The sequence below is a fragment of the Vibrio metoecus genome (assembly GCF_009665255.1).
In the GTDB taxonomy this organism is placed as follows: domain Bacteria; phylum Pseudomonadota; class Gammaproteobacteria; order Enterobacterales; family Vibrionaceae; genus Vibrio; species Vibrio metoecus_B.
In genome coordinates this window covers 885,247-897,727 of sequence record NZ_CP035687.1, presented here as the reverse complement: position 1 = coordinate 897,727, position 12,481 = coordinate 885,247, and the positions used below count along the sequence as shown (strand labels likewise).

Below are 12,481 nucleotides of genomic sequence, written 5' to 3'. Positions count from 1 at the left end.
TCTATTTTTTTCTGCACATTTCGCTTTTAAGAGAATCGATGATGACAATCAACAAGTACTATGTTTTGGTTCCACAGGCTTTGGAACACTCAACACATCAGGACAGTGACGTTGCATCTGACATGGAAGCTCAGCGCCAACAAATGGTGAAAGAAGCACAAAAACAAGGCGGTTTGTAACTCAAACCACGCCGATGAAAAAAGCACCTCAGGGTGCTTTTTTTATGTCCATTTTCCGCGATATGCCCCAAAGGGCTGGTCATTGTAGATAGGAACTCCGTGAATTCATCCCCCAAACTCATAGACAGACCATGTAATTGGAATGAACGGACGTCGCCAACACTGCGGCAATGTTGAGTATGGTAGACATAGAAAATCAACTAATCTTCAAAACTCACTATCAATTAGTTCAATATAAGAAACAATCATGTTGCCAAGTCGCTATATATCCAACCGTATGCTTTGCTTAAACTCACCGCAACAAAACAAACGTCCTAACAACGGAGTCTTACATGAACACATTGACTAAACTACTTGCTGCTACCATGACCTTATCTGCTCAAGCCATGGCTGCGACCCCACTGACTTTAGATGTCTACAACGCCGATGGTAACAGCTTCCATGTGAATGCAACCGTGGTGTATGGTGAAACCGAAGCGATGGTGGTGGATACTGGCTTTACCAAAGCAGATGCGCTGCGCATCGGCGCAAAAGTGTTGGATTCAGGTAAAACCTTAAAAACCATTTTCATTTCGCAAGCGGATCCAGACTACTACTTTGGTGCAGAAGTGTTAAAGCAGATGTTCCCGCAAGCAGAAGTGATTGCAACCCCAGGTGTGAAAGCGAAAATCGAACAGAAACTGCAAGGTAAGCTGGATTTCTGGGCACCGAAAATGGGCGCCAACGCGCCAGTGAAACCGGTTCTGCCAACCGCATACCAAGGTAAAACACTGGAAATTGATGGCCAAACAATCGAAATTCGTGGTACCGAAGGTGAGTTAAAACATCGTCCTTACTTGTGGATCCCTGCCAATGCAGCGATCTTGGGGAATGTGGCTGTATACGGTAACGTTCATCTATGGATGGCCGATGCACAAACAGACAGTGAGCGCAAAGCTTGGGCTGAACAACTCGACGAGATGGCAGCACTTAAGCCGAAAGTGGTCATTCCAGGGCATATGACTTCAGGTACGGCGATGGATAGCAGTGCCATTACGTTTTCACAAAAATACCTAGCTGATTTTGCTAAAGCGAAAGCCTCTAGTAAAAACAGTGCGCAACTGATTGAAACAATGAGCAAAATCTATCCGGATGCAGGCCTGCCTATGGCGCTTGAAATTGGTGCGAAAGTGCATACTGGTGAAATGAAATGGTAAGGGTTCACTACATTTTTGACCCTATGTGTGGGTGGTGCTTCGGCGCCACCTCACTGATGGAACAACTGGCACAACAATCCCATCTTGAACTGGTACTACACCCCGGTGGCATGATGGATAAAGCACAGATCAGTCCTGATTTTCGTGCGCATATTTTGCAAGCCGACCAACGCATTCAGCGTGAAACTGGCGCAGAGTTTGGCGAGGCGTATTTAGAGCGTGTACGCAGTGGTCAACCACTCATGCTCGATTCGTACTTCACAGCCCAAGCCATCATTGCGGCACGTCTTGCTGGCAAACGTGATTTCGACATGCTGAAAGCCATTCAGCGTGCACACTACCAGCAAGGTCTGGATGTGACACAAACTGAGGTATTGCAGCAGTTAGCACAAGCACTGGATATTACACCTGAAACATGGCAAAACGCTATGTTACAAGCGGCCACACAAGTGCAACACGAAATTGCTCAAACTCAGCGCTTAATGCAGCAGCTTGGCTTAGGAGGTTTTCCTTCACTCGCGATTGAAAAAAATAACGAGTGGTACACCTTAAGTCCGAGCCATTACTATGGCCGCCCACAAGAGTGGCAACAGTGGCTAAAAACGCTGTAAGACCAACATAAAAAAACAGCCAACAACGTGATTGAATCAGACTGAATCAATAGGTTGCTGGCTGTTTATCTATCCGCCCAACGCGATGCTTACGAGCAACTCATTCGCGTCCGAATAGGCAAGTAATGTTATTTAAAACGAAAAACGAATACCTACTTGGTAATTGGTTTGTGAGGTATCTTGGAACTGGTTATAGCCAACGTTCAATTCAACCGCTAATACGGGACCAAACATGATCTGGTTACTCAGTTGATAGTCACTCATCATCTCACCAGCTAAGCGTGTAAAGCGTGCTCTGGGTACGACTTTATAAACCGGCAATACTTGCAAGTTCATGCCCACTTCACCACTGGCGCCACCTTCATTGAATTCACGCACAAACTGATCCGTTTCACGAGAAAGTTCGACTTTGTTGTAACCCAATGCCCCATAAATTGAGTGATTACCAAAATATTGGTAAACACCAATTCCACCAAAGCTATTCTCAATTTCCAGTTCACTGGAATACATACCACTTAATTCTGCTTTGAAAAATACCGGAATGCGGGAAGTGGAAAAACTGGCATTAAAATAAACCCCGTAAAGCTGTTGAGCATCCATATTGGAATAGGGTGCTCCGATGTACTGAGTTAAATCATCGCTATCAATATCGGCAAACTGCATACCACCCGCAATGTAGGTGTAATGACTGTATGAAGGTGCAGCATTCACGGCCAAAGGCAGGAATAAAGCCAGTGCAGCCAACAACGACGTCCTTTTCATTTGGTTATCCTATTGTTTTGTTTTATGACTCGAAATTTAACCGCTTGATTCGCGCTTTTCAACCGGAGGATTCACACCTTTACTTAATTTGTAGCCAAAAGATCCAAGCCAATTTCTTTCCAGTCTTGCAATTCCTGTCGGAAATGCAGCTCTTGTTTAGGTGAACTAATCTGCAAAATATCCACTAAATACCGTTGAGCCAGCTCACGATTGTAGGTAATTTTGGCTTTTAATATCGGGCTGTAATACGATTCTGAGTTCAAAAGGAGTTGCTCAAGGTGCGCCTGAAATTGCTCAGGTTGCTGGCGTTTATCAAACAAAGCTTGAATTTGTTCACGAAACGTCCTCTGCACTACCACCCAATCACTGATCGTGGATTGAATGTTAAGACTCCAAGCCTTTACTACTTCTGTTTGCTCTGGAGTGAGCGGCCCCAACCATTCTTCCAAGTCCTCAGTGACCTTCTCTTGATAAAATTCACGCAATTCTGAGCCATTCATATCTCGGTATTTTTTCGCAAACTTTTCGTGTCTCTTTAAAACCGACTCCATGAACTGGTCAACTTGTTTTTCACTGAGCGTAACGGCGACGTGCGCTACGTTGGGAAGCACTTTCTTCACCAACTGTTCATAGTGCACACGAGCCCGCTCTTGGTGCTGAGCTATTTGTGCAACCGTCACCTCCCGTAGCGGCAGGACTAATAATTCATCGACTTGCTTCACGTAGTTCGGTAGAGCTTCGGCTTTATGCCACTCAACAAGGCTTGGCATCACCGCTTCTATCATCGTCTTTTGTTGTTCATTAAGATCCACAAAATCTTCGATGTAGTGAATCGTGAACCAATCGAGATGGTGATAAACAAACTTAGTACCACACCCGATTAGCAGAGTACAAAGTAGGAGTAAGCGAAGCCATTTTGACATAGGAGAGTCCTTTCTAAATCATCGTTTTCGTTATACGTAACTGCCTAAGCAGGTGTTCAACATTGGAGCAAGGAACTGAAATAGAGCATGACTTAAGCCAGAAAAGAAAGCCGACTTTCGTCAGCTTTTACATTTATTTGGAGACCACCCACAATCTGGCGACATTCTCGGCCAAATCGGCAAGGTTAAAATCGGACTCTTTAAGCGCATCTTCAAGCGACATGGCCCGCGGCACCGCAGCAAAAACCGCATCGATTCCGCACTGGTACACGGCTTGATAGTTATCGCCAGTGCAGCCGCACAACGCAAGCACAGGAACGTCAAAGCGTTTGGCAACTTTGGCCACCCCCATTGGGGTTTTACCATGTACGGTTTGACTATCGATGCGCCCTTCACCAGTGATCACTAAATCTGCATCACTGACTTGATGAGCAAGTTGAACCGTCTCCAACACAATCTCAATACCCGGCCGTAATATTGCTTGAGTATAGGCCAAAAGCGCCGCGCCCATCCCCCTGCCGCCCCCGCACCGGCACTCTCTAAAACCATTTTGCCAGTCACTTTTTCCGTGAGTAAACCAAACTGCCGTAAGGCTCCATCCAATAATTGAACATCTTCTGGCGTTGCCCCCTTTTGCGGACCAAATACCGCAGACGCACCTTTATCGCCACATAATGGGTTGTTCACATCACAGGCCACCAAGATATCGCAGTGCTGTAACCTTGGATCGAAATCTTGTAAATCGATGTGAGTTAACTCGCGTAAACCGCCGCCAGTCAGTTGAATGGGATCTCCATCAGCGTTGGTAAAGCGCGCGCCAAGTGCCGCGAGCATGCCAACACCGCCATCATTGGTCGCACTACCACCTAGACCAATAATCAGCTTAGTGACACCTTGATCTAAAGCGTGCCGAATCAATTCCCCCGTACCAAAACTGGTGGTGAGTTTAGGGTCGCGCTGCGTCATCGGCACATGATGTAAGCCGCTAGCCGCGGCCATTTCTATCACCGCGGTTTGGCTATCGCCCAGCATTCCGTAAAAAGCGTCCACTCGCTTACCTTGTGGTCCCATTACGTTGACATCCACTATCCGTCCTTGTGTTGCATCGACCAGTGACTGCACAGTCCCTTCGCCACCGTCCGCAACCGGGATAGCGACAAATTTTGCATCATTCCATACCCGCGCAAGGCCAGCCTGAATCGCATCACACACCTGCTTTGCGGTTAGGCTTTCTTTAAAGGAATCTGGGGCGATAACCACTTTCATATCACGCGCTCCTAATTTTTATAACAATACTAAGCTTAGAACATATACCACAGCCATCGCAGTGATCCCTTGTACTAAGGTCGCCATGGTTTGTGCGCGGTACGCCAAGCTCACACTCATACGGCTAAACTGTGAAACAACCCAGAAGAAGCTGTCATTGGCATGAGAAACCGTCATTGCACCTGCACCAATCGCCATTACGGTTAAAGCTCGTCCCATTTCACTATCCAACCCTAGTTGGCCTAAAAGTGGCGCAACCAACGCAGAAGTAGTGACTAAGGCCACGGTCGAAGAACCTTGTGCCGATTTCAGTGCTGCAGACACAATAAATGGCATAAAGATGCCGACACCCAAAGCCGACAACGTGGTACCGAGATAGTCACCAAGTGGTGTGGCTTTCAAAACTGCACCAAATGCACCACCGGCTCCGGTAATCAGCAGAATGGGGGCGGCAGCGGTAATGCCTTGGCTAATACGCTCGCCAAATTCAGCCACTTTGTCGGCAGATTTCAATAAGCGCACCGCAAGAAGCAAACCGATCAGCAGTGCCGTCAGTGGCTGACCAAGAAAGCCCAACACCTCAAACAGCATACCTTGACCAAAAGGGAAACTCGGGAATTTCGCGATAGAACCAAGACAGATCAACAAAATTGGCACGAAGATGGGAGCAAACGCTTGACTGGCAGAGGGTAACTGGCCGTAAGAAGCCTTAAGTGCTTGCCAGTCTTGTTTTGGGCTTTCTTGTGGATCAATGATATCAGCCTCAACGGCTTGAAAGCGGTTCGCCCACAACATACCAGCAACCGCAGCAACTGCCGCGACAAACAGGCCAATCGCAATCACCAAGCCTAGTTGGGATTCCAAGCCCAAGTTACCCGCCGCCGCAATCGGTCCCGGAGTCGGTGGAACAAAGGTATGCGTAGCATAGAGACCCGTAGCAAGCGCCACACTCATGGCCACACTGGAGGTGCCTAAACGTTTGGCCAACGATTCTTTTAATGAATTGAGGATCACAAAGCCTGAGTCACAGAATACTGGAATCGAAACAATGTAACCGATGATACTCATGGTCAACGTTGGAAAACGCTCACCCAATAGCTTGATGACGGTATCCGCCATGGTAATGGCTGCACCGCTTTTTTCTAGAATCACGCCAATGATGGTACCCAGTACAATCACTAAGCCGATATACCCGAGGATACCACCAAAGCCTGTGGTAATGGTTTTGGCAATCGTGTCGGCAGGCAAACCATAAGCAAATGCGCCAAGGAATGCGGCCAGAAGTAACGCTAAGAAAGGGTGTATTTTAAACTTGGTGGTAGCGAGCACAATAAAGGCAATTACCGCTAATAGGATTAAGATCAGACTCATAATAACTCCATGTCTTTATGTTCTGAGGCTAGGTGAATCAGTTTCCCCAGCCTCTTCGTAGGGTCGAGCTATTATCCTCATTGATCCGCTTGATTCCTTTAGGCAGAACAACAAATACAATTATCAATAAAATGTTAAAAACTGTGCAAACGCACAATTTCAATCATAACTTGTGAGCTGGTACGCAATATACAGTTCGGCCAACCCCAGTAACGAGTTGGTATCAATCCCCGTGAATTCGGTAATTTTCTCTAATCGATAGCGCAGCGTATTTCGGTGGATAAACAGTTGTTGGGCGCAAAGATTCAAGTTGCCATTTGCCGCAAATAGTCCCTTTAACGTTTTCACGAGTTGCCCTGACTTATCCTGTGTCTGCAACTCCTGCATGACTCGTCGCCACTGTTCACCTTGCCATCCTTCATTCAATGGCAAAAGCAATACCGGCAAACGCAGTTCCTCGTAGAGATGTTTCTGTTTTTCTGGCTGGCGTACTTGGCCAATCCTCAGTACCTGCTTGGCACTTTGGTAAGAGAGATGGATCGCGTTTGGGTTGATAAAAAGCTGGCCTAAAGCAATGTCATATCCTGTGATGTCATAGGCTTTGAGCCTCGCCATCAACTTATCAATCCGCAAACTTTCGTATTCGCTGGTCCAATGCTCTGGTGTTCGACAAGGTTTGAGCACGACTATCTCTTGCATAGAAACCACAGCGACCAGATTGTCCCGTTCAGGGTGCTCCAAAAGCTCAACCACTTGACGGATCTGATCCAAGCTTTGTCCACTTTTCGGTTGACGAAAGGCGATGACCACTGCCACGCGAGGCTTAGAGAGGTCAATGGAAAGTCTCGCCGCCCATGCATCAAGCTCAGCGGCCGATAAGGTATTGTGTATCCAAGCGGAAATGAACTCTTCACGATGCCGCCGATCCCATTGCAGTTGTTCGACCAAGGCTGCTTGCTCAATGATCATTTCGGCACTCATTTTGACCAGATTGGCAAAATCACGAATATCTTTCGGCTCTCCGGTAATCCCCACAATCCCTACCACTTGCTGCTGATTTCTCAACACCATGTTGATGCCTGGTTTTACACCTTTCAGTGCCACGCAGCTTTCTGCCGTTAGCTCTACCGAATCGCCATGTTTGAGTGCCAAAATTGCACCATCATGCACTTGGCCAATCCGATTTTTCTCGCCACTGCCAATGATCACTCCAGCTTGATTCATCACATTGATGTTGTAGCCGATGATCGCCATGGTGCGATCGACAATTTGTTGCGCTAATTGACTATCCAGTATCATGACTGACTCCCTACCCGCTCAGCGCAGACTTATAAGCGCACTTGTCAATTTCCAACATCACCATTACTCATTTTTGTGATTATGCACAAAAAGAAAAGCTGCCCGCTGGCAGCTTTTATGGGAGTGAAATAGAGGTATTGATTAGGTGCGGATGTGTGCTATTGCGCTATTGAGATCGTCGACGTTATGTTGCAAATCCACCACCACTGGCCCGAGTTGTTTGATAGCAAGGTTCATTTCACCTGATAATGTTTTGATCGTGCTGAGGTTACTTGAAATCTCATCACTCACCGCCAATTGCTCTTCGGTTGCCGCTGCAATTGAGGTATTGAGTTTGTGGATCTCTTTTGCGGAGCCTTGAATCGCAACTAAAGAATCATTGGCGACACCCATATTCCCTCTCGTCGATTGCATTTTATCGGCACTGACACGAATAGTTTTGGTCGACATTTCCGCTTTTTCTTGCAGCATAGAGATCATGGTTTCAATCTCGCCAGTCGACTCTTGCGTACGCTGTGCCAAAGAACGCACTTCATCGGCTACCACCGCAAAGCCTCGGCCTTGTTCACCCGCACGGGCAGCTTCAATCGCTGCGTTCAACGCCAACAAGTTGGTCTGCTCTGCTATTGCTTTAATCACATCCAACACATTGCCCACATTATTTGATTCAGTCGCCAATTGTTGAATAATTTCAGATGTTTTCTGGAATTCGCCGTCCAAGTCCGCAAACTCCCGAATGGTTTTCTCAAACACTTGTTTGCTGTTGTTCGCTTCTTTCTCGGCGCTGCCTGCGTATTCTTCCGCCATATTGGTACTTTGTGAAACACTGGAGAGCGCTGAAGTCATCTCTTCCATTGCCGTTGCCGCCATCTCCAACTCTTGATCTTGTTGGCTCGACATCTTCATATTTTGATCCGTGATACTACGAATGGTATCTGATATCGAGGAGATGGTGTGATTCACTTGGTTGATCTTATCAATGGTGGTGCCGTAACTCATCAACACCTTATTGATCGTACGCCCAATCACACCTAGCTCATCATCACTTTTATCTTCAACACGCAGGGTTAGATCCGAGTTATCGTCCGCTTTTTGTAGAATCAGTGCCATACGATCAACGGGGGCAACAATCTTACGATTGACGATGGCGTAACCTATAATCGCAATAATCGCGACAAGCACCAACGAGATGTTACCAATGAATACCGCATTTTTTACCTGTTCCGCCGCTTGGTTAAATTGCTGCGAGGTTCGATTCTCAAGTTCTTGGAAAAAACGGTCAATCGGTGCCATGATTTTGGCTTTTTCACGGTGGTATTCATCACTGTGCAGTAATTGGATCGCCATATTTCTATCGGGCTCACCTTTCACCGTGTAGTTGCCACTGGCATCAGGGAACAAACCTTTGACCGCATTCATGGCTTTGACTTCCATATTCACCAGAGCATCTGAGTTATTTTGTGCTTCTTTAAGCAACGCAAACTCTTTATCGGTGAAGCCAAGATCTTTCATCATTTGTTGCAGAGCAATCGAATTACCATCTGGCTTGGGTTTCTGGCCATATTGCAGCACCAAATCCCAATAAATGGTGTGATAGTTTTCTGGGCGAGGCTTTTTCCCGTTACGAATATCGAGAATATCCATATACATTTTTTCGTATTTGTCATCGCCAGTGACCACGTATGTGCGCCCAAGACGAGTCAAATCATCTGAGCTTTGACGTAGCTCATCAGCTGCTTGATAAGATTTGTATCGAATTTGTGCAAGTTGATCCGCTTGTCTTTCAAGGCTATCAAGTTGAAATACTGTCACCATACTCACAGCAATGCCAATTCCTATGGCGGCAAAAACAAGCTTCATAGTTGTGTTAATTTTCATGGAAGTTCCTTCTAGGGAAAAAAAAGTACCTTTTCGGTCATTTATAATGACTTTTTTGTTGTTACTTTCAGCTTAGAAGATGTACGGCAAACTTGTAGGCGAATTACGCTTTTTTTCTACGGGTATTTGTCGAGTCGAACCTGAACGCTAATTAGGTAGCAGTTCTAGAGTAAAAGAAAATTGGGAGTAACAAATTTACGTGCTGCAAGTCACGTTATTTCTTGTCGGAAAGCAGGGAACGATTTTAGTGCAGTAACATTTTGCAGATTGGCAGTCGCACTTAAGCGGCTGATTTTTCAACCGCTCAGTCATGATTTATCTTTAGATTTACGCCACGAATACGTTTTAGGGTGAGCAGGATAACGAACACCCTCGTTATGAAGTTTATGCGTTAGAGATTTTACGATGGCCTTCTTGCAGATGGATGAAATCAACCAGATCATCCCCTGAAACTTGATAAGCTTGACCGAAACCTTTCACAAACAAGCCTTGTTCCGGCTGTAAACGGAAAAGGATGAAATCTTGTAGCTGACTCAACCCATCAATGATCTCACCAAAACGATCGCCCATCTGCGCAACCACTTGGCACCATAATTCGCTATCACGAGCAACAATGCTGGCAACGGCATCGAACGTGAGGCGCTTACGTGCGAAAAGTTGCTTAGCTTCCGATTCATCTTCAATCATCATGATAGAAACTTGTGGATTCACCTCAAGATTACGCGCATGACGAGCAATTTGTGAAATCAGCACAAAATACCCTTCTTGGTTTTGCACAAAAGGCGCGTAACTAACATTCGGGCGACCTTGCGCATCCACAGTCGCCAGTTGCAGTGTTTTACGCTCTTGACGGAACTCTTTGATTTCTGGCTCTAAACGACCCTGCAAACGCTCTTGCTTAACTTGCTGATCCATCTCTTTCTCCTCAACGATGGTTTATTATTGTTTGTGTTGCTGCTGCATTGCTTTAAAGCGTGCGACTTGCTCTGGGATCAATTCGCGTTTCTCATCACGTCCCAGATAGATTTTGAACGCGTTTTCACCTTGAGCGGTAAAGAAGCCGAAGTAGTGGCTCTCGCGTCCCATAAATGGCTTACTGACTAAAGCCACGTGGCTAATATTTTCGAGTTTCAAATGGCCATGCAGTTCCCCATCACGACCCATTAAATTGTAGTAACCCCGTGCAACTTTCCCTTTTGGAAAAGGTGCTTTGACTTCAAAAATAGAACCCGCAATGGTCATGATCGTGGTGACAGGGCCCCATTCTGGCAGACTTTCTAAAATGGTTTGCGCATGAGAGCCATCCACCACCGCGACCATCTCTTCAGGAAGAGCATGCACGATGTCAAACTCAGTGACATTGAGTTGCTCGGCCATGGCGGCAGGTAATAAAGTGGGTTGCTGTTCAAGCAGTTGAGCGACTTGCTGTTGTAATGATTCCATTGTTTTTTCCAGTCTAGTTATGCTTATGCGATACGCTGCTGTTGATATTTGTACGAATGAATAAGCACCTGAATACAAGCCTGCGCAAGGCTTACCGACCAGAAGCGTCCGGCTGTAGTCAGAGTGAGATAGTCTTGCTCCACCTCAACCAAACCGATTTGTTGCCAACGTAAAAAGAGTGGCTTTAACCAGTCAAAGGTTTGGTGGTGATAAAATTTAGGTAAACGCTGTTTGGCGATGACGCCTGAGTCGAATCCGGCTTTCAAGGCGGCAAACAGGGGTTCATATTCATGTTGGCGAGCCATCATGGCGACAAGCGATTGACCATTTTTCATCGCGTCAAGGTAAGTATCGAGCTGGCGATGTTGCATCAGTGAGTAACCGCCCATATTCCCGCCCGCGCCACAACCAATCGGTAGCACTTCGGCATAGGTTTTGGCCAAACTGTTATAAAGGCTGCGCTCGCGGTTGTCGCGAGTCCAATGGTTTACGCTCAATGGACGCAGATGATGCTTGTCCATAAATTCCACCCCGATTTGGTACAAGGTGGCTTTATCGGGTGTGGTGGCTGGCGGTGGTAATTTACCTTTTTCAACCAGATTGAGCATCGGCGCACCACCACCGACGACAAGCTGATACAAATCAATCCCTTGTGCGCCAGTTTGCATGAAATCTTGTAGGTCTTGTTCAAACACCGTCGCCGTTTGATATGGCAACCCATACAGCAGATCAATGACGATGGGCGCTTGTTGGGTCGCGGCTAAAGAAGCAATACGTTCCATCACGACTTCACGATCATCCAAGCGTTTGGCTCGGCGGCGAACCTGAGTATTAAAACTCTGTACTCCAAACGAAAAGCGATTAAAGCCTCCTTCGAGGGCTTGTTCAAACATTTCATCACTGAAGCGATGGATGCGGCCTTCTAGAGTAATTTCACAATCGGTCGATAGTGGAAATGAACCACGAATCGTCTCACCTAGCGTGCGAATTTGCTGCGGAGAAAGCTCCGTAGGAGTCCCTCCGCCAATATAAACCGCATGAAAAAGCCCGGCTTGCGTCCATGGCAACGCCGCTTTTTGCTTAATCTCGGCCAATAGAGCGGCAAAATACGCATCAACCAGCTGACGACTGGCCGCATTTTGAAAGAAGTTACAGAAAGTACAGCGCACTCGACAAAAAGGCACATGAATGTAAAGGCAACGAGCATGTTGGCGCACACTGATCGATTGTGTAATTTGTTGCCAAACCTGCGCTTGCTCATTTGCAGCAACTGGGCTCGCAATGCCTCCTGCGTGAGCAGAATGCTTATTTCTGAAAGCAAAACGCAGCGGATCAGACGTGTCTGCCCCCACAATCGATTCATCAAAATTATCTAAAATCAACATGCCATTTCTCTCGCTAACACCCATGTGATAAGGGTTGCGCTTCATTTCATCTCATAGAATCAAAATCATAAAATGATGCTAATGATAATGCAATTGATAATTGATATTATTTAAATATAGGATAATAATAGTGACTCAATGAGCTAGGCGGTTAGAGTGCGCTCGTGT

At 46.4% G+C, this 12,481-nt stretch carries 11 protein-coding genes and 1 pseudogene; 3 read left to right on the top strand and 9 right to left on the bottom strand.

Annotation, left to right across the window (positions count from 1 at the left end):
• Nucleotides 1–38: 38 nt before the first annotated feature.
• The 3 genes from EPB59_RS17445 (at nucleotide 39) to EPB59_RS17435 (ending at nucleotide 1,986) form a co-directional block, all read left to right on the top strand.
• Nucleotides 39–179, top strand: coding sequence for a hypothetical protein (locus EPB59_RS17445; RefSeq protein ID WP_195707196.1), 141 nt, complete (start codon nucleotides 39–41; stop codon nucleotides 177–179).
• A 332-nt stretch (nucleotides 180–511) separates the two neighbouring features.
• Nucleotides 512–1,375, top strand: a complete 864-nt coding sequence (locus EPB59_RS17440) for an MBL fold metallo-hydrolase (RefSeq protein WP_148526223.1) — start codon at nucleotides 512–514, stop codon at nucleotides 1,373–1,375.
• Nucleotides 1,376–1,431: 56 nt separating this feature from the next.
• Nucleotides 1,432–1,986: a DsbA family protein gene (locus EPB59_RS17435; RefSeq protein WP_241666255.1), complete on the top strand. Its 555-nt coding sequence runs from the start codon at nucleotides 1,432–1,434 to the stop codon at nucleotides 1,984–1,986.
• Between the two features lie 132 nt (nucleotides 1,987–2,118).
• Here EPB59_RS17435 and EPB59_RS17430 read toward each other — a convergent pair whose 3' ends face one another.
• The 9 genes and pseudogenes from EPB59_RS17430 to hutW form a co-directional block, all read right to left on the bottom strand.
• A complete protein-coding gene (locus EPB59_RS17430) occupies nucleotides 2,119–2,748 on the bottom strand; it encodes a hypothetical protein (RefSeq protein ID WP_233267689.1) in 630 nt (209 codons plus the stop codon).
• An 83-nt stretch (nucleotides 2,749–2,831) separates the two neighbouring features.
• Entirely contained in the window at nucleotides 2,832–3,671 is an 840-nt protein-coding gene (locus EPB59_RS17425; protein ID WP_154174081.1) for a DUF6279 family lipoprotein, read from the bottom strand.
• Between the two features lie 133 nt (nucleotides 3,672–3,804).
• Nucleotides 3,805–4,937: pseudogene (locus EPB59_RS17420) on the bottom strand (glycerate kinase).
• A gap of 18 nt (nucleotides 4,938–4,955) precedes the next feature.
• Nucleotides 4,956–6,308 carry a GntP family permease gene (locus EPB59_RS17415; RefSeq protein WP_154174079.1) on the bottom strand — a complete coding sequence of 451 codons (1,353 nt, stop codon included), beginning with the start codon at nucleotides 6,306–6,308 and terminating at the stop codon, nucleotides 4,956–4,958.
• Between the two features lie 159 nt (nucleotides 6,309–6,467).
• Entirely contained in the window at nucleotides 6,468–7,607 is a 1,140-nt protein-coding gene (locus EPB59_RS17410) for a PucR family transcriptional regulator (RefSeq protein WP_032473694.1), read from the bottom strand.
• A gap of 141 nt (nucleotides 7,608–7,748) precedes the next feature.
• Entirely contained in the window at nucleotides 7,749–9,485 is a 1,737-nt protein-coding gene (locus EPB59_RS17405; protein WP_055050352.1) for a methyl-accepting chemotaxis protein, read from the bottom strand.
• Between the two features lie 384 nt (nucleotides 9,486–9,869).
• A complete protein-coding gene (gene hutZ, locus EPB59_RS17400; protein WP_055031437.1) occupies nucleotides 9,870–10,400 on the bottom strand; it encodes a heme utilization protein HutZ in 531 nt (176 codons plus the stop codon).
• Between the two features lie 24 nt (nucleotides 10,401–10,424).
• On the bottom strand, nucleotides 10,425–10,928 hold the full coding sequence (gene hutX, locus EPB59_RS17395; protein ID WP_000445093.1) for a heme utilization cystosolic carrier protein HutX: 504 nt from the start codon (nucleotides 10,926–10,928) through the stop codon (nucleotides 10,425–10,427).
• A gap of 23 nt (nucleotides 10,929–10,951) precedes the next feature.
• Nucleotides 10,952–12,313: a heme anaerobic degradation radical SAM methyltransferase ChuW/HutW gene (hutW, locus tag EPB59_RS17390; protein WP_154174259.1), complete on the bottom strand. Its 1,362-nt coding sequence runs from the start codon at nucleotides 12,311–12,313 to the stop codon at nucleotides 10,952–10,954.
• Nucleotides 12,314–12,481: the final 168 nt, after the last annotated feature.

Coding starts and splice junctions, on each gene's coding strand:
- EPB59_RS17445 (WP_195707196.1), top strand. CDS start 39: ATGATGACAATCAACAAGTACTATGTTTTGGTTCCACAGGCTTTGGAA.
- EPB59_RS17440 (WP_148526223.1), top strand. CDS start 512: ATGAACACATTGACTAAACTACTTGCTGCTACCATGACCTTATCTGCT.
- EPB59_RS17435 (WP_241666255.1), top strand. CDS start 1,432: ATGGAACAACTGGCACAACAATCCCATCTTGAACTGGTACTACACCCC.
- EPB59_RS17430 (WP_233267689.1), bottom strand. CDS start 2,748: ATGAAAAGGACGTCGTTGTTGGCTGCACTGGCTTTATTCCTGCCTTTG.
- EPB59_RS17425 (WP_154174081.1), bottom strand. CDS start 3,671: ATGTCAAAATGGCTTCGCTTACTCCTACTTTGTACTCTGCTAATCGGG.
- EPB59_RS17415 (WP_154174079.1), bottom strand. CDS start 6,308: ATGAGTCTGATCTTAATCCTATTAGCGGTAATTGCCTTTATTGTGCTC.
- EPB59_RS17410 (WP_032473694.1), bottom strand. CDS start 7,607: ATGATACTGGATAGTCAATTAGCGCAACAAATTGTCGATCGCACCATG.
- EPB59_RS17405 (WP_055050352.1), bottom strand. CDS start 9,485: ATGAAAATTAACACAACTATGAAGCTTGTTTTTGCCGCCATAGGAATT.
- hutZ (WP_055031437.1), bottom strand. CDS start 10,400: ATGGATCAGCAAGTTAAGCAAGAGCGTTTGCAGGGTCGTTTAGAGCCA.
- hutX (WP_000445093.1), bottom strand. CDS start 10,928: ATGGAATCATTACAACAGCAAGTCGCTCAACTGCTTGAACAGCAACCC.
- hutW (WP_154174259.1), bottom strand. CDS start 12,313: ATGTTGATTTTAGATAATTTTGATGAATCGATTGTGGGGGCAGACACG.